Genomic DNA, 18,015 nt, shown 5'->3' on the forward strand with positions numbered 1-18,015 from the left:
CTATGCTTTAGGCTCTGACGCAGTCGCATCAGTCGCTTGGTTAGTGATATCAGTAACAGGGATGATGTTCATCTGCCATTTCCAATTTTCAGTCGTTGTTGCCACTGGAATCATTTCAATACAGTCAGTAGGGCACGGTGCGACACATAGATCACAACCTGTACATTCATCTTTAATTACTGTGTGCAGTGCCTTGGTGCCACCAACAATGGCGTCAACAGGGCAGGCTTGAATACACTTGGTACAGCCGATACACATATCTTCGTGAATGAAGGCAACGGTTTTTACTTTGTTATCTAAGTCATGAGCGGAGTCTTCAACTTCTACGCCCATTAAATCTGCTAGCTTCTCAATGGTTGCTTGGCCGCCCGGAGGACATTTGTTGATCTTGTCTCCGTTAGCGATCGCCTCTGCGTATGGGCGACAGCCAGGGTAGCCACACTGGCCACATTGAGTTTGCGGTAAAATGGTGTCGATTTGATCGACGATAGGATCAGCTTCAACTTTAAAACGGATAGAAGCAAAGCCCAAAATAGCGCCAAAAACAGCGGCTAAAACGGCTAGCGCAATGATCGCAATTAAAATGGTACTCATGTTTATTTCACCAACCCAGTAAAGCCCATGAATGCCAGAGACATTAGGCCTGCTGTGATCATCGCAATCGATGCGCCTTTGAATGGCATTGGAACATCAGCAACCGCAATACGTTCACGCATTGCAGCAAATAAGATCAATACAAGAGAGAAACCCACCGCTGCGCCGAAACCATAGATGATCGACTGAATGAAGTTGTGGTTTTCATTGATGTTCAGAAGTGCCACACCTAATACCGCACAGTTGGTGGTGATAAGAGGCAGAAAGATACCCAGCAGGCGATAAAGAGTCGGGCTGGTTTTGTGAACGACCATTTCCGTAAATTGAACAACCACCGCGATAACCAAGATGAAACTCATGGTACGCAGGTATTCAATACCCAGAGGGGTAAGGATGTAGGTTTCTACTAGGTATGCAGAGACCGACGCTAACGTTAGAACGAAAGTCGTCGCGAGGCCCATGCCAATCGCAGTCTCCAGTTTCTTGGAGACTCCCATAAATGGACATAGTCCTAAAAACTTCACTAGCACAAAGTTATTGACCAGCACTGTGCCAACCAACAACAAAAGGTATTCGGTCATAATGGATTAATTCTTGAGATTCCGATCCCGATATTATCCTGCTTTGCTCACCTAATAACAACCAAGGATCACTAGGGATTTAGACACTTGGTGAAAAAATCAACGGGTAACCGTTTGATTAAGATGGATCAGGTTAAGTATAGGTGGGTATTTGCGGGGAATGAAAAATAAGATTAACTCAATGATAACTCATCGAATCAATCCTATTTTCTTTGTTGTAAAAAGTGTCGAGGAACGAAATGACTTAGTCTTTATGAACCTGAGCTTTCTCAATTAATGTTTCGAACAGAGGCTCTGCGCACCAAAATTGGCATAAATAGCTTATGTTCCGTGTGTTCTTTTGGCTCGTCACTTGCGAGTTGCAGAGAGAGCTTAACCGCTTGATTAGCCATGACTTGAATTGGGTAACGAATGGTGGTCAATCGAGGGTAGATGAAGCGAGCAATGTGGCCGTCATCAAACCCAATAACTGATATATCTTCTGGAATACGAACGCCATTTTCTTGTAATAACGCCAAACAGCCTGCTGCCATGTAGTCGTTATACGTTGCAATGGCTGTGATATCTGTGTTTTTTGCCATTAAGTTAACCATGGCTTGCTCACCGCCTAGCTCGTCAGGTTCACCATATTCGATGTACTCATCGTTCGATTCAATACCGTGATCTTTCAATGCATCCAAATAGCCACCTAAGCGGTCGTGAGCATCTTCAATATCGTGACTCGAGCAGATGTAGCCAATGTGCTTGTGGCCGTTTTTAATCAAATACTCAGTCGCGATGTAAGAGCCGCGGCGGTTGTCGAGAGCAATACAGCGGTGTTCGATATCGGGAACAATTCGGTTGATGAGAACTAAGCCGGGCACTTCATTGGCTAGCTTAACCAATTCTTCGTCGCTAATGCCTTTGCTATGAACCACGAGTGATTCGCAGCGGCTGTTGATCAGCAAGTTAATCGCATTACGCTCTTTGGTCGCGTCATGGTAGCCGCTGCCAATCAGTAGCTGCTTTTCTTGCTCACTTGCCACGGTATCAATGGCTTTGATCATCGAGCCGAAGAACGGGGCAGAAACATCATTAACCAGTACACCAATCGCGTTTGAAGATTTGCTGACCAATGCACGGGCGTTGGCATTTGGGCGATAGCCGAGTTTTTCCATAGCGGCTTTTACCGCCGCAATTGCGGTTTCACTGGTGTGAGGTGCATTGTTGATTACTCGAGAGGTGGTCGCGATTGATACGCCTGCTTCCTTCGCAACATCTTTAATGGTAGCCATTCCGCTCTCTTATTCTGAATATAATGCTGTGTGCTGGTGGTTGGACATTTAACAACGGATAGTTAGGCAATTCAAATATTAAACATCAAATATGACGAGGTTTGATGGTTTATTTTTGATTGGCTGACTAGTTTGAAAATAATAAGCCAAGCTCTAGATTTGAGCTCGGCTTTTGAGTCACATTGGCGTGTGGACTGCTGTCGTGTGAGCTGTTGTCGCGTGAAGTAAGGTAATCACAGGTAACCCAAAGTAATAGGGGAACCAAGTGGCTTAGAGCAAGCCGCTTGGTCCGAATCTACTTACGATGCGCTTGTTAGCGTAACCTGATAACGATATTGATTGTCGGTGAGTTGAAACTCTTGGTGAACACTTGGACTCCAAGAATCATCACCACCAACACCCATATGTTGGTGATCTACGCGTACATAGATTTTCTCTTCACGAGTCAGGTCATTGGTATGCTTAGCATCCGTTAATTGTTGCTGGCTGTACTGACTCACACTGAATGAAAAATCGCCTTCGATCCCGATATTTCCTACATTCAAGTTTTTGGTTCCGCAACGTAACCCGCTATCGGTTGGGAATATATACGGCGTATGCATCTGATCCAGTGTCTGTTTGTGTAAACCGAATCGAGCAGCAGCCAAACGGTCTGGATAGTTTTCAAAAGGACCTAATCCCAGCCACGATACTGGAGTTTCATTGGCAGTTTCGAGTGGTAAAGGTAGCTCCATCTCAAGACCAATGCGTGGCATCGGTGGTAAGTGATCGGCTAAGTTGACATCAACCGCGATATTCATTTCGCCTAGGTTATTTAAGGTGTATTGCCATTTGGTAATCGCTTGGATTTGGCCATTAAATTGGTAGGCGAATACTGACGCCACTTGTACTGAGTCTGCGAGCGCTTGCATGACACAACTTGTACACTGACGCTCCCATTGACCAATGCCTGCAAGTTCCCAGCGACAAGTCCATGCATTTGGGTCGATGTTGTCTATCTCACTGATACCAATGTCGTTATCAAGTGGCGCGCGATAGAAGTTATCGACAGGTGCCTTGATAACTTGCGGTTGCCCATCAACGATCCAGTGGGTCAACAATCCACTCTCTGTATCCCATTGCCATTGATGTGTTTCATCTAGGCTAGACACGACCACTTTATTGTCTTGCTGATGTAACTGGGGAGCCAAAGCATTTGCCGTGATCGGGAGTTGCAAGCCAGCATGGTTACGTAAAGCAAATTGCTCCGTCGCACAAACATGGCCTTCTTCTGCCCACTTGGTTGAATGAGTCAGAGTAATATCGGTGTTGAGATGATATTCGGCTTGTGCTTTTGGTGTGAAAGCGAGGTCAATTACCAGCTCTTGTTTACTATCTTCAGCAACGGATAAGACTTGTTGCCCTGATTGAATCACGATGCCATTTTCGAGCAATTGCCAGCGTAAGATTTCATTGTCAGTCGCTCGGAACAGGTTTTCATTGGTTACCGTTAGGCGGCATTGATCTTCAGTTTGCTCTGCTAACGTCACATTGATCATTCTCTGGCAGTATTTCGCCTCTTCCAAGGTCGGGTGTACGCTGCGATCTGGGAAGATCAAACCGTTGATGCAGAACTGACGGTCGTTGATGACATCGCCAAAGTCTCCACCGTAGGCCCAGAAGTGTTCACTGTTTTCATCCCATTGGCTTAGTCCTTGGTCAACCCAATCCCAGATGAAACCGCCTTGTAGGCGAGGATATTCTCGGAATGCATCCCAGTAATCATTAAAGCTACCCAAACTGTTACCCATTGCGTGTGCGTATTCACAAAGAATAAGCGGGCGTTGCTCGTTAGGCAGAGAAACCCATTTCTTGATAGACCATTTTGGAACGGCATCGTCTTCGATAGTGCTGTTAACACGTGCGTACATTGGCGCAATGATATCGGTCGCTGTGGTATTTGAACCACCGCCTTCATACTGTACCGGGCGAGAAGGATCGTACTGTTTCGACCAAGCATACATCGCATTGTGGCTGCTGCCGTGCCCTGACTCGTTGCCCAAAGACCAGATGATGATAGAAGGGTGGTTCTTATCACGCATGACCATTTGCGTATAGCGACTCATATAAGCGTGTGCCCATTGCGGATCCGCAGACAAGCGATTCATAGGCTGCATGCCATGGGTCTCGATGTTCGCTTCATCACACACATATAAACCGTATTCGTCACACAGCTCGTACCATCGTGGGTGGTTAGGGTAGTGAGCGGTGCGCACAGCATTGAAGTTGTACTGCTTCATTAGACAGATATCGCGGATCATGTCTTCTTCTGTCATCACATGCCCCAACTCTGGGTGATGCTCATGACGGTTGACGCCGCGAATCAATAGCGGTTTGCCGTTTAGCTTTAGCTGACCGTCTGTCATTTCGACTTTACGGAATCCAACTTGATAAGCTTCACTTTCTATGTGGTTACCTTGCCTATCAAGCAATGACACGACAATTCGGTAAAGGTTAGGAACTTCTGCGCTCCATTTCTTCGGATCTCGAACATGAAGAGTTTGGAATACCACATCATCGTAGGTGCCACGCTCGTCAATTCGTCGATTATGAGGGCGATCGATAAGCGGTTCAGTCACCGCGTTTTCACCGTCAAACAGTTGAACCTGAACTTGGTAAGTGTCTGGTGCCGTAATTTTGGTGACAATAGACAGTGAACCATCGCGATAGCATGCGTCTAAGTCCGGCGTAACGAACACATCTTCAATGCACTGCTTTGGTTTAGCTAGTAAGGTCACATCACGGAAAATACCGCTTAGCCACCACATATCTTGGTCTTCTAAATAGCTACCATCACACCAACGTATCACCATGACAGAAAGCGTATTGTCGCCAACCGTTAGATACTGAGTTAAGTCGAACTCGGCAGGTAAGCGGCTATCTTGGCTGTAACCAACCCAATTGCCATTACACCAAAGATGAAAAGCGGAATTGACGCCATCAAAGATAATACGTTGGGTGTTCTTTAGGTCATTTTTAGTCAACGTAATTTGAGTGCGGTAACAACCGGTTGGGTTTTCTGCCGGTACAAACGGTGGGTTCACTTCAAATGGGTATTTTACGTTGGCGTAGATAGGTTTATCGTAGCCTTGCATTTGCCAGTTCGATGGTACGGTAATCTCGTCCCATTGTGAGTCATTGAAACTTGTTTCGATAAATTCACCGTCAACTTGTTCAGGTGCATCAAAGTATTTGAACTTCCATTGTCCATTAAGAGATTTACGTTGTGACTCAATGCCGTCTCGAGCGTGCTTAAGGTTGCGGTAGCTTGATAATGGGCTGTGCGCATTAAGGCAGTGGATATTCACAGACTGTGGGTTTTCCCAATCGCGTCTTTGGATGATGTTTGAAAATGCCTTCATGGTATTCCTACTCTTAAAGTGTTCAATATGGGTAATAATTCTATTAAGTCATCGGTCTTTTAAGCCGTGATGACCGTTATCAAATCGTTGGTTATGCGTATTGTTCTGTTGGCTTATTCAGCTATTCAGCGAGCTGTTTTAATAAATAATCTTTTGCTTCGGGTATGCCCTGTTCGGCCGCTTGATTAGCAATAAATGCAGCTTGTTTGATGTCATTGTTGTTTAGGGCTTGGTCAATGTCTTTTTGGATATTCAGCCATTGCGCCTTTTGATTGGTTTCAATTGTCTGATTTGATGGTTGAGAAACTTGCTTTGAACCTAAGGTTTCGGGTTCATTGTCGGATGAAACACCAAGCTCAGCCAATAGAGTCAAAACCGCACTGTTTGTTGATTTGCTCGCCGTAACATCAATGACACCTACGTAGCTCAACGTCGCAGTCAACGGCAGTTGCTTATTGCCAATAACCTGCTGAGATTCTGAATACAGATCTTCAGGATGAATTCGATTGATGGCGCTATCTAACTTAGTGCTATCGGCGCTGACCACAATAAATTGCGCGTTGTCTCGTTGAGGTTCGAGTGCAATTGATGCTTCAATTCTTTCTAACCCTTGCATCGTTGTCGGGTAGTAAGTGAAGTCGTTAGTACTGTATTGACCAAGCAGTCGCCATTGTTTGTCAAAGACATAAATAGACGGTGCGAATAGCGCATCATTTTTAATGTATGAACGAATGAGCAAGGACAGCGATTCTGTCGTGTCACTGATTTGGTACGCGATGGTCGGAAAGCGTTGGCTATCCGCTTGTGTATTGCCATTTAACAATGAAGAGGAAAGGGTCGGTAAATCACCGTCCATGATGACTTGCTGGTGGAATGGAATAGATAATTGAGTGATAGGTAGCGCGCTGAGTTGAGAACAACATGCACTGCTATTGAAATCAGTATTGAGTTCTTGTTCTGGTATCCCGCTGCATGCGCTTACAGTTAATGCCGCGACAATGACTACCAATGATTTTAATTTCATCTGATTACTACCTTTGTAAAGGGGGGAACCATTGGCTTCCCCATTAAATTTGCTATTCCAGTTTCAAGCGCCAACTCAATGGTTGAATTGACGCTTTGTTTCTGTGTTTACCACCAAGTTTCTACGTTGAAACCAAAGGTAATTTCATCGACGGTCTCTGCATTGATGCTCGTCGCCGTGCCATACACTTCGTTACCACGGTCCCATTCGTTGTTGGATTCAGAGTACGTCGCAAAAATACGAATAGATGGACGAGCCCATACCCCTTTTCCAGCTTGGAACATTTGAGCCACGGTCACTTTATACATATCGTTGGTGCCCGAGCCGTTTTGAGCTTCTACCGTTTCGTAACCCACCTCTAATGCTGTCGACATGTAATCTGTCCAAGCATATTGAGGACGAGCTCCGACACTGAACCACTTCTCACCATCGTTGTTATCTAGGTTTTTGTCTTGATAAGCGATGGAGTACATCACTTGAACATCTTCACTGATATTCAAGTCACCGTGGTTAAATAGGCGCCAGCTAGAACCATCGTGTTCCACACCCGTGCTGTATTTTCTGTTTGATCCACCTTCAGCACTCATTAATCCACCTGCCAACGCATCGGTACCATATTGGAAGGCCAAGGTGTTTGAACCGTAGTTCCAAGCTTGACGGTAAAGAGCAGAGAGCATTGCGCCAGAAGTAGTAATGTCTTTATCGTCGTAGCTTGAGTTCTGCGTGGTTACGTAGTTTAGGCCGAGTGTTAGGTCTGCTGTTTCACTTAGCTCAATGCCACTTAAGCGGGCATCGATGTTATGAAGGCTGCGTCCATCGTCACTTGAAGAGTTTGGTGCCATCCAAGCTAAGTGAGCATCAGCAAAGCCGAGATCCCAATCTTCAATACCAAGACCGGTGCTGGATGTATCCCAGTACTTCACATCTATCATGTGGACTTCGTGGCGACGGTAAAAACGTTCACCTGCCCAAATTTTTGCGTTGGGTTGGCCGTCGATAAGCCCATGGCCTGCTGACCAAAGCTGAATCGTACTCACGTCTCCCCAGCTATCTCCACTGCCTAGATAAATCGTGGTGTCAAAATAGGCGTCATTGTCACGCCATACATCGGCTTTCACTCCCGCTTCCCACCAATTTAGTTCATTACCTAAACGGTAGTTACCGTAACCTTGGCCCGCTCGAATAACGTCGTTGCGTTCTCCTTTGCCGTCGTTATGTTGGTCATTATCGGTGTAGATGTTGCCCCATTTTGCATAACCAAAATACGTTACGTTCTCCACTGCAGCGAAGCTGACTAATGGGGCGAGGGACAGAGTGAATCCTAATGCTTTGACTAGCATTTTTTGTTTCATGAAGTGTCTCCATTATTTTTTATTTATGGATATTTTTATGTTTGAGTCCTAACTCGAGCGAGAGTGTAAATAAACTCTGGAAACGTTTTCATGATGAAGTTGGCATTTTTATGCTATTGATGGGTTTGTGATTATTTTGTGTGATTTTGATCTGATTATTGGGCTTGTATAGGTGTTTTTACGCTAGGTTTTGTGATTTTAAAGTGGAATCGTTTTCTTTACTCAGTGCTATGTGGTGGTTTAGAGGGAGTGATTATGCTGTTGGTTGTCTTGGAATTTGAGGTGAAGCGGGTTTGAGGTACTTTGAGTGTCGGGTTGTTCGAGGGCTTTGAGGAAAAGCAGCCCAGTTAATGATAACTGGGCTCGTGAGACAAGGAAGTAAGTATCAAAGCAAATGCAGCAGCAAGGCTACAAGCATCGTGTTCTGTACCGTCAAGCTGGAATGTAAAAGTTAGGACCCAGAGAGACACTTCATAGATGTACTCGAAGATCTAAGAATACGAGTGTGATGTGATCAGTTCAAGAGGAAATGTATTTTAGCCTATGTGTTAATGGGAACTTTGATTTAATATACTGAATTTAAAAGATTAAATTACCATTAATTATCGTTTTATATTGCTTTATTTAGAGTGGAAAGTTCAATTCTACCTAGAGGTAGGCAATATGAGATGGAATGGTGGTCAATCTAAATCTTTGAATTAGGAGCTATTTACCAAAGTTATCAGTCTTGAATATTTACTGGAAACGTTTTCATGATTTCGAGTTTGATCACAGAAACTCTGGGCTTAATAATTATGATACTGGGTAATTAAACGCGTTAAGGTTAAAAAAATGACGAATAAATCCCTAATTGATATTACCGGTCAACACTCGCAACTGATTGTAGAACTTGGCGATTTTGCCGAAATTCTTCATTGGGGAGCTCCCGTTCGTGGTGATTTAGCTAGCTTCCGTGTTTCTCTTGAAAGACCGGTTCCATACGGCCGCCTTGATAATGATGTTGCTATGTCTCTGAGCCCAGAGCTCGGGCGCGGTGTTTTCAGCAGTCCGGCATTAGAAGGGCACCGAGACGGATTGGACTGGGCGCCTGTTTTCTCTATTACGGATGTTCAACAAACACCATCTAGCCTAATCATTGAGAGTGAAGATATACGTGCAGGCTTACGTTTAACAACCGAGTTATGCCTCGATAAACATGATGTTGTGAAATCTCGTCACACCTTAACCAACGTTAAAGCCGGCCTTTATCAGGTGAACCGTCTCGCCAATACTTTGCCATTACCAGCAAGAGCTAATGAGTTGATGACGTACTACGGCCGCTGGGTACATGAGTTCCAAACGGTGCGTCAACCCTTACAGCAAGGGGGCTATCAGCAAGAAAATCGTCGCGGAAGAACGTCTCATGAACATTATCCAGCGATGGTTGTCGGTACCGCTAACTTTAATGAAATGGCAGGTGATGTGTGGGGGATTCACTTCGCTTGGAGTGGTAACCACAGACTGCGCGCGGATGTAAAAGCAGACGGTCGTCGCTACGTGCAAGCGGAAGTTATTTATCTACCGGGTGAGATTACATTGGATGAAGGTGAAAGCTTAACGACACCTTGGTTATATGCCAGTTTCAGTTCGGAAGGCTTAAATGGAATGAGCCATCAGTTCCACTCCCATGTGCGTTGTTCCATCTTGCCGGAGTCTTTCGCACAAAAGCCTCGACCTATCCATCTTAATACTTGGGAAGGCATCTATTTTGACCATGATCCTGATTATATTATGTCGATGGCTAGCCAAGCCGCGGATATGGGAGTAGAGCGTTTTATCATTGACGATGGCTGGTTCAAAGGGCGCTGCGGAGACAAGGCTGCGCTAGGGGATTGGTTCTTAGATGAAGAAAAATACCCAAATGGTTTAGATCCGATAGTTGAGCACGTTAATCAGTTGGGTATGGAGTTTGGATTGTGGTTCGAACCTGAGATGATCAATAAGGATTCTGACTTATACCGAGCCCATCCAGACTGGTTGCTTGCGGTTGACGGCTATGACCAACCAACGGGTCGTAATCAATATGTTATCGATCTTCAGAATCAACAAGCATTCGACTTTTTGTTTGAGCGTCTTGACCACTTCTTAAGTCAGTACAACATTGCTTACATTAAGTGGGATATGAACCGAGAAGTTGTACAACCTGCGCATCTAGGCAGGGCAGCGGCTCATCAACAAACCGCTCGTTATTATGAGTTGGTCGATAAAGTCCGAGAGAAGCACCCAATGGTTGATATTGAATCGTGTGCGGCTGGTGGTGGTCGTATCGATTTTGAGGTTCTTAAGCGTACGCAACGTTTTTGGGCGTCTGATAACAATGACGCGCTGGAAAGACAAACGATTCAGCGTGGGATGAGTTACTTCTTCCCCCCTGAGGTAATGGGAAGCCATATTGGTGCGAGCCACTGCCACAGCACTCGTCGTCGTCATAGTATTGAGTTTCGTGGTCTAACAGCACTGTTTGGTCATATGGGGATTGAATTAGATCCTGTGAAAGAAGTGCAAGAAGAGAAGCAGGGCTTTGAACACTACATCAAGCTACATAAGATGCTGCGCCCGTTACTGCATAGCGGGAGAACTTGGCGAGTTCCAACGGACGATAGTGCCCATCAAATCCATGCGGTCGTCTCCGAAGATGTGTCAGAAGCTGTGGTGATGATTGCACAGCTTGCGATGCCAACCAATTCATTGAGTGGTCATTTGCGTATACCTGGGCTAGATCCACAAAGTTTATACAAGGTATCTGTGATTGATAAACCGTCAAATTACGATGATATTGTGAATTATCAACCGCCATGGACAGAGTCTTGCTGTGAATTATCAGGTGCTTGGTGTGCCGAGGTGGGGCTGACGATGCCAATACTTGACGCAGAAACAGCGATGCTGATTAAGTTTGAACGTATCGAGTAAGTTTTAGCATAGGCTTTATATTTGATGAACCGCGTAGGTGAAATTACGCGGTTTTTTATTGCCTTTAATAATCCGTCATGAACTATCAAATCAATTTGATGTGCCCGTATAGATTGGAGAACTGTAGGTATTCCCAGCGTGATACTGTACTTATGTAATCGTTCTCATGCGTTACTTCACACAATGAACTGTTTTGAGCACTTTAATTAGCGATATTCTCTATCAATTCGAGGGTTTTATTGTTCGATCTCTCACTTTGGACATTTGACTGAAAACGTTTCCATAGGGTGGTTGTTGATCACAGTATCTGTTCGTTGGAATGGTTACATTAGCATCGGACTTGATACTTGAGTGTTTTAAGAAGCGACCACAGAGTGGCTCTAAAACAGAACTTGAGTGGATAAATTATTATAAATAAAAGGTAAGCGTTTCAACGTCTGTTAGGAGATGAAGTTACGCGCCTGAAGGAAATACTATGTCTGATCAAATTACTCTACAAACCAAATTATCGTATGGACTTGGGGCTTTAGGTAAAGACTTTGCCTGTGCTCCAATCTACATCTTCTTAATGTTTTACTTCACCGATGTTGCTGGGCTGTCAGCGGCATTTGTGGGTACTATCTTTTTGGCCGCGCGCATTGTCGACGCGGTGACCGACCCAATGATGGGCGTTATCGTTGATAACACACGCTCTAAGTTTGGTAAATTCCGTCCTTGGATAGTGATTGGAACCCTGTTAAATGCTGTAGTGCTTGTTGGTCTTTTTAGTACGCATATGTTTGAAGGCACTACGTTATACATTTATGCAGCGGCTGCTTATATTCTGTGGGGCCTTACGTACACTATTATGGACATTCCATATTGGTCTTTGATTCCTGCACTATCGAGCTCTCGTCAAGAACGTGAAAAGCTGGTTGTTTGGCCACGATTATTTGCTAGCTTGGCGTGGTTTATTACGGGTACTTACGGGCTACATATTGTCGGTAAACTGGGTGACGGCGACCAAGGACAAGGTTTCTTCAACGTTGCTATGTTGATTGCTGTGCTGTTCGTGATGAGTGCATTCTTGATTGCTCGCAACGTAAAAGAAAAATCGGCACCAGCAAATGCGAAACCAGCTGAGCGTTTCAGCTTTAAAGATGTAATGGTTATCATTGGTAAGAATGACCAACTAAAAGCACTTATTGGTACCGTATTGTCGTTCCAAATAGCAAACTTGTTGGTGGGTGGTTTTGCGATTTACTACTTCTCTTACGCTTTAGGCAACGCTGACTTGTTCCCCGTTTATATGATGGTGGCAGGTATCGCTGAAGTTGCAGGCGTATTCTTGTTCCCTCGTATTGCATCAGTGTTACCACGCAAACACCTATGGGTTATCGCTTGTGGCTTCCCAGTGCTGTCTTGTACCACTCTACTTATCATGGGCTTTATCGCTCCAGGTAACGCGATTCTAATCGGTATCGCAGGTGCTGCTATCAAGTTTGGTGTGGGTATCGCTAACGCACTGCAAACTGTAATGCTTGCCGATGTTGTTGATTACGGTGAACACAAAACGGGTCGTCGCAGTGAGAGTGTTATCTTCTCTGTTCAAACGATGCTTGTTAAGTTTGCAGGCGCGGCTGGTGGTTTTATTGTTGGTATGGGCTTGTCTGTGGTGGGTTATGTACCAAACGTGGAACAGTCTGACAGCACTATCATGGGACTGCAGTTTATGATGGTAGGTTTACCAGCGATTCTAATGACGGTAAGTGCTCTTGTTTATAAGCGCTACTACCACCTGCATGAAGGATTTGATCAAGACCAAGCCGGTAAAGAGACTCAGACAAATGTTGTTACAGCAGAAGCATAACCGCTAAACGACGTCTAATCTAGAATAAAGCTCAGTTTAGTCACTAAGCCCAAACGCCTCCTTGTGAGGCGTTTTTTTATGGATGTGAGTTAATCAAAGCTGTGCCTGTAGGGCTTTTGTTTCGACTAAAACGCAAAAAGCCGCATCGAGTGATGCGGCTTCTTTAAATTTGGCCCCCTTGTCGAGACTTGAACGCGGGCGGCTAGGTTTGTGACATTAACTTGGAACAAGTTAGTCGCAGTTATATACGAAAAAAGCCCAATCTTTCGATTGAGCTTTTTTCTGAATTTGGCTCCCCTTGCAAGACTTGAACTTGCGACATACGGATTAACAGTCCGCCGTTCTACCAACTGAACTAAAGGGGAATTGCTTGTTAGCGACGCGAATTCTAATAATTGTCCGGATTTCTGTCAATAAAAAATATCAGAAAAAAGTAAGATAAAAAACTTTACTTTCTTGAACGCCTTATAGGATTTAGCTTTGCTTTAGTTATCCACCAAAATTGTGGATAAGTGTGTGTGTGAAACTTTAACAACAATAATCGGGATAAATCGAAAAATGTAAAAACCTTATCTAACGTAATGTATTTAAAAGATTTATAGCAAAATGTCGCAATTGTATAACTTTTGTAGATTATAAAACGAACAGTAAAACAAGCGGTATTTTTAGGTTTTTTGGGGAAAAGTAGTGGATTAAAATTCGAGTAATTTAGCTGGGGAAACTTTGCAGGGCACGGATAATACCAAGTTCTAAAAATAAAAGCTATAACTGATCTCTGATCTTAAGATGCATTTCTCTAGATAATTGTTGCAACGACACTCCTCCTAGAGTGACAATGACCTGATTAAAAAAACAGTATGGAAATGGCGACCTATGAGTAAACTCTTTGACTTGGTATCGGACTACAGCCCGTCCGGTGATCAGCCGACAGCGATAACCAAATTACTAGACGGATTAGATTCTGGTTTGGCACATCAAACTCTACTAGGGGTAACGGGCTCAGGTAAAACCTTTACCCTTGCCAACGTCATTTCCCAATCTCAAAGACCTGCGATTCTGTTAGCGCCTAACAAGACATTGGCGGCTCAACTTTACGGTGAGATGAAATCTTTCTTTCCAAACAATGCCGTTGAGTATTTCGTTTCTTACTACGATTACTACCAACCTGAAGCCTACGTTCCAACCACGGACACGTTCATCGAGAAAGATGCGTCTGTGAACGCTCATATCGAACAAATGAGGCTTTCGGCAACCAAAGCCTTATTAGAACGAAAAGACGCCATCATTGTGGCTTCTGTGTCGGCTATCTACGGTCTGGGTGATCCTAAGTCTTATTTGAAGATGATGCTTCATTTGAGTCGTGGCGAGGTGATGGATCAGCGAGACATCCTGCGTCGATTGGCTGAGCTGCAATATTCAAGAAACGATGTCGCCTTTGAACGTGGTCAGTTCCGTGTTCGTGGTGAGGTGATTGATATCTTTCCGGCTGAATCTGACCAAGATGCGGTTCGAATTGAGATGTTCGATGACGAAGTGGACTGCATTAGTATTTTTGATCCTCTGACTGGTGCGGTGAAACAAAGAGACTTGCCGCGCTTTACGGTTTATCCAAAAACTCACTATGTAACGCCAAGAGAAAAAATCCTTGAGGCGATTGAGAACATCAAGGACGAACTGCGCGATCGTGCTCAATACTTAAAAGACAACAATAAGCTTTTGGAAGAGCAGCGTATCTCTCAAAGAACTCAGTTTGATATTGAGATGATGACTGAGCTTGGCTTCTGTTCCGGTATCGAAAACTATTCACGATACTTGAGCGGCCGTGCGGAAGGGGAAGCGCCGCCAACGTTATTTGACTACCTGCCTGATGATGGTTTGCTGATCATCGATGAGTCACACGTGACTGTGCCGCAAATTGGTGCGATGTATAAAGGTGACCGTTCTCGTAAAGAAACCTTGGTCGAGTTTGGTTTTAGACTGCCTTCTGCATTGGATAACCGTCCAATGAAGTTTGAAGAATTTGAGTCTATAGCCCCACAAACGATTTTTGTGTCGGCAACACCAGGTAATTACGAGATTGAAAAATCAGATGGCGAGATTGCTGATCAAGTGGTACGTCCTACTGGTCTGTTAGACCCAATCATCGAAGTAAGACCTGTCGCGACGCAGGTGGATGACTTGCTGTCTGAAATCAGAATCCGTTCAGTGAAAGAAGAGCGTGTTTTGGTTACCACGTTGACCAAGAGAATGGCAGAAGACTTAACCGAATACCTAAGTGAGCACGGCGTTAAAGTGCGTTACTTGCACTCGGATATCGATACCGTTGAGCGTGTAGAGATCATCCGAGACCTACGTTTGGGCGAGTTCGATGTGTTAGTGGGCATTAACTTACTTCGTGAAGGTTTGGATATGCCTGAAGTGTCGCTGGTGGCGATTCTTGATGCAGATAAAGAGGGCTTCTTGCGTTCTGAGCGTTCTCTGATTCAAACCATTGGTCGTGCTGCGCGTAACTTGGAAGGTAGAGCGATCCTTTATGGTGATTCGATTACTAAGTCGATGAGAAAAGCGATTGATGAAACCGATCGTCGTCGCGAGAAACAGCAAGCCTACAACGAAGAGCAAGGTATCACGCCGCAAGCGTTGAAACGCAATATTAAAGACATTATGGAACTGGGTGATCTAACCAAGTCGAAGCAGCAGCGCCAATCGAAGCAAGTTCCTTTATCTAAGGTGGCTGAGCCTTCTGAAAGTTATGCCGTACTTACGCCGCAACAGCTTGATAAAGAGATCAGTAAGCTAGAAGCTGCGATGTATCAGCATGCTCAGAATCTGGAATTTGAATTGGCAGCACAGAAGCGTGATGAAATTGAGCAGCTAAGAAAGCAGTTTATTACCAACAGCTAATCTCACTTTTCATTCGAAGAATTGTTCCCCTCAATACAAGAATTGAGAGTGTTTCAGGCAAAAAAACAGCCAGTAGTAAATGTTCTACTGGCTTACGTTTGTGAACAATCGGTCCACTAACAACGTCAGTTGGCTAGGTGACCCGAAGGTCATTTATACCGTTGCATCGTTCGTGCCAGATAGATAAAACATTGATTGTTTGAAGCAAGTAAAAAAACACACTACAAATACTGTGGCTAATATTTGCATAATGCAAAGCGGAATGCGACTATAATAAGAAATGCAAATTATAAATGGCTAGGATATGCAATCAAAAACGCTAGATAACAAATCGAAGTATTTGTTGATGGTAGAGGATACCGCTTCGGTAGCAGCTTTATATCGCTCGTATCTTACACCGCTCGAAATTGATATCAACATTGTCGGCACTGGCCGCGATGCAATCGAGAGTTTGAATCATCGAATCCCAGACCTTATTTTATTAGATCTACGTCTGCCTGATATGACGGGTATGGACGTACTATTTGCTGTAAAACAAAAATACCCTGAAGTTCCAGTTATCTTCATGACGGCTCACGGCTCTATCGATACCGCTGTAGAAGCGATGCGTCATGGCTCTCAAGATTTCCTTATCAAACCGTGTGAAGCCGACCGACTCCGTATTACGGTGAATAATGCGATCCGCAAAGCCACCAAACTTAAAAATAGCTCGGAACACCCGGGAAACCAGAACTACCAAGGTTTTATCGGCAGCAGCCAAACCATGCAGCAGGTTTACCGAACTATCGATTCTGCTGCATCGAGTAAGGCGAGCATTTTCATTACTGGTGAAAGTGGTACCGGTAAAGAGGTATGTGCAGAAGCCATTCATGCGGCGAGTAAGCGTGGCGATAAGCCGTTCATCGCGATTAACTGTGCCGCTATCCCTAAAGACCTGATTGAAAGTGAGCTGTTTGGCCACGTTAAAGGTGCCTTTACCGGTGCTGCGACCGATCGCCAAGGTGCTGCTGAGCTTGCTGATGGTGGAACACTGTTCCTTGATGAACTGTGCGAAATGGACTTAGAGCTGCAAACCAAGCTGCTGCGCTTTATCCAAACCGGTACTTTCCAAAAAGTCGGCTCTTCGAAGATGAAGAGTGTCGACGTTCGTTTTGTGTGTGCGACCAACCGTGACCCTTGGAAAGAAGTACAAGAAGGTCGCTTTAGAGAAGATTTATACTATCGTTTATACGTGATTCCATTGCACTTGCCGCCATTGCGTGAGCGTGGTGAAGATGTCATCGAGATCGCGTATTCTCTGCTAGGCTATATGTCGGTCGAGGAGGGGAAGGCGTTTGTACGTTTTGCTCAGGAAGTACTTGATCGCTTTAATCAATATGAGTGGCCGGGTAACGTTCGTCAGCTACAAAACGTGTTGCGGAACGTGGTGGTTTTGAATAACGGCAAAGAGATTACTCTCAACATGCTTCCACCACCGTTGAACCAACCGATTGAAAACAGTCTGCGATTGAAAGAGAAGCAGAATGAAGACATCACGGTAAAAGATATTTTCCCATTGTGGATCACTGAGAAAACGGCTATCGAGCAGGCCATTAAAGCGTGTGATGGCAACATCCCTCGTGCGGCAGGTTTCTTAGATGTCAGTCCATCGACGATATACCGTAAGTTGCAAACGTGGAATGCGAAGCAGTAATCAACAAACAATAAGAAAATAATAATGACGAAAGTATTAAATCAGCAAAAAGTTGATGAGCTTGCCGGCGAAATAGGCCAAGAGAATGTCCCGGTTTTACTGGAAATCTTTTTAGGTGAGTTGAAAGGCTACTACGAACACCTAGAGATAAATAAAGAGTCGGATACCTCTAAGTACTTGGCTGATATCAGTCATGCGCTTAAGAGCAGCGCAGCAAGCTTTGGTGCGGATTCTTTGTGTAGTTTTGCGATTAGCTTAGACGCAAAAGTGAAGCAAGCGTTGCCTGTAACCGAGATTGATTTTCAAGATATGCAAGACCTCCTGTTATCGACGTACACTGAATATCAGCAGTTGATGACGGACCTTTAAAACAGCGAGTTATTACTGAGATTAA

General features: G+C 44.5%; 11 protein-coding genes and 1 tRNA gene. 5 read left to right on the top strand and 7 right to left on the bottom strand.

Annotated elements, in window-relative coordinates; translation table 11 throughout:
* The 6 genes from rsxB to AB4209_RS19370 all read right to left on the bottom strand — a co-directional run bounded on the left by rsxB (position 1) and on the right by AB4209_RS19370 (position 8,226).
* Positions 1-594: an electron transport complex subunit RsxB gene (gene rsxB / locus AB4209_RS19345; protein ID WP_004734040.1), complete on the bottom strand. Its 594-nt coding sequence runs from the start codon at positions 592-594 to the stop codon at positions 1-3.
* Positions 595-596: 2 nt separating this feature from the next.
* A complete protein-coding gene (gene rsxA / locus AB4209_RS19350) occupies positions 597-1,175 on the bottom strand; it encodes an electron transport complex subunit RsxA (RefSeq protein ID WP_004734039.1) in 579 nt (192 codons plus the stop codon).
* A gap of 269 nt (positions 1,176-1,444) precedes the next feature.
* Positions 1,445-2,449 (bottom strand): substrate-binding domain-containing protein, encoded by a 1,005-nt coding sequence (locus AB4209_RS19355; RefSeq protein WP_136973536.1) that lies wholly within the window; start codon positions 2,447-2,449, stop codon positions 1,445-1,447.
* A 299-nt stretch (positions 2,450-2,748) separates the two neighbouring features.
* Positions 2,749-5,850 (bottom strand): beta-galactosidase, encoded by a 3,102-nt coding sequence (locus AB4209_RS19360; RefSeq protein ID WP_372056965.1) that lies wholly within the window; start codon positions 5,848-5,850, stop codon positions 2,749-2,751.
* Positions 5,851-5,971: 121 nt separating this feature from the next.
* Entirely contained in the window at positions 5,972-6,874 is a 903-nt protein-coding gene (locus tag AB4209_RS19365) for a MalM family protein (protein WP_372056967.1), read from the bottom strand.
* Positions 6,875-6,981: 107 nt separating this feature from the next.
* Positions 6,982-8,226, bottom strand: coding sequence for a carbohydrate porin (locus tag AB4209_RS19370; protein ID WP_136973539.1), 1,245 nt, complete (start codon positions 8,224-8,226; stop codon positions 6,982-6,984).
* Between the two features lie 831 nt (positions 8,227-9,057).
* Here AB4209_RS19370 and AB4209_RS19375 point away from each other — a divergent pair.
* Positions 9,058-11,175 (top strand): alpha-galactosidase, encoded by a 2,118-nt coding sequence (locus AB4209_RS19375; RefSeq protein ID WP_102321133.1) that lies wholly within the window; start codon positions 9,058-9,060, stop codon positions 11,173-11,175.
* A 475-nt stretch (positions 11,176-11,650) separates the two neighbouring features.
* Positions 11,651-13,024, top strand: coding sequence for a melibiose:sodium transporter MelB (gene melB / locus AB4209_RS19380; RefSeq protein WP_102394332.1), 1,374 nt, complete (start codon positions 11,651-11,653; stop codon positions 13,022-13,024).
* A gap of 289 nt (positions 13,025-13,313) precedes the next feature.
* Here the strand turns inward: melB and AB4209_RS19385 are convergent.
* Positions 13,314-13,389: transfer RNA gene (locus AB4209_RS19385), tRNA-Asn, on the bottom strand.
* A 508-nt stretch (positions 13,390-13,897) separates the two neighbouring features.
* On the opposite strand from AB4209_RS19385, the gene uvrB reads away from it, so the two are divergent.
* From uvrB to luxU, 3 genes are all read left to right on the top strand, one after another.
* Positions 13,898-15,928, top strand: a complete 2,031-nt coding sequence (uvrB, locus tag AB4209_RS19390; RefSeq protein ID WP_017062180.1) for an excinuclease ABC subunit UvrB — start codon at positions 13,898-13,900, stop codon at positions 15,926-15,928.
* 304 nt (positions 15,929-16,232) lie between these two features.
* Positions 16,233-17,621 carry a quorum-sensing sigma-54 dependent transcriptional regulator LuxO gene (luxO, locus tag AB4209_RS19395; RefSeq protein WP_004734031.1) on the top strand — a complete coding sequence of 463 codons (1,389 nt, stop codon included), beginning with the start codon at positions 16,233-16,235 and terminating at the stop codon, positions 17,619-17,621.
* A gap of 24 nt (positions 17,622-17,645) precedes the next feature.
* Complete coding sequence (gene luxU, locus AB4209_RS19400) at positions 17,646-17,990, top strand: quorum-sensing phosphorelay protein LuxU (protein WP_017062179.1); 345 nt, start codon at positions 17,646-17,648, stop codon at positions 17,988-17,990.
* The last annotated feature ends 25 nt before the right edge of the window (positions 17,991-18,015 follow it).

It is taken from the genome of Vibrio sp. 10N.286.48.C11, assembly GCF_041469805.1.
In the GTDB taxonomy this organism is placed as follows: Bacteria; Pseudomonadota; Gammaproteobacteria; order Enterobacterales; family Vibrionaceae; genus Vibrio; species Vibrio crassostreae_C.

Bases quoted from the DNA above. Each gene is read 5' to 3' on its own strand.
- rsxB (WP_004734040.1), bottom strand. From the start codon at position 594: ATGAGTACCATTTTAATTGCGATCATTGCGCTAGCCGTTTTAGCCGCT.
- rsxA (WP_004734039.1), bottom strand. From the start codon at position 1,175: ATGACCGAATACCTTTTGTTGTTGGTTGGCACAGTGCTGGTCAATAAC.
- AB4209_RS19355 (WP_136973536.1), bottom strand. From the start codon at position 2,449: ATGGCTACCATTAAAGATGTTGCGAAGGAAGCAGGCGTATCAATCGCG.
- AB4209_RS19360 (WP_372056965.1), bottom strand. From the start codon at position 5,850: ATGAAGGCATTTTCAAACATCATCCAAAGACGCGATTGGGAAAACCCA.
- AB4209_RS19365 (WP_372056967.1), bottom strand. From the start codon at position 6,874: ATGAAATTAAAATCATTGGTAGTCATTGTCGCGGCATTAACTGTAAGC.
- AB4209_RS19370 (WP_136973539.1), bottom strand. From the start codon at position 8,226: ATGAAACAAAAAATGCTAGTCAAAGCATTAGGATTCACTCTGTCCCTC.
- AB4209_RS19375 (WP_102321133.1), top strand. From the start codon at position 9,058: ATGACGAATAAATCCCTAATTGATATTACCGGTCAACACTCGCAACTG.
- melB (WP_102394332.1), top strand. From the start codon at position 11,651: ATGTCTGATCAAATTACTCTACAAACCAAATTATCGTATGGACTTGGG.
- uvrB (WP_017062180.1), top strand. From the start codon at position 13,898: ATGAGTAAACTCTTTGACTTGGTATCGGACTACAGCCCGTCCGGTGAT.
- luxO (WP_004734031.1), top strand. From the start codon at position 16,233: ATGCAATCAAAAACGCTAGATAACAAATCGAAGTATTTGTTGATGGTA.
- luxU (WP_017062179.1), top strand. From the start codon at position 17,646: ATGACGAAAGTATTAAATCAGCAAAAAGTTGATGAGCTTGCCGGCGAA.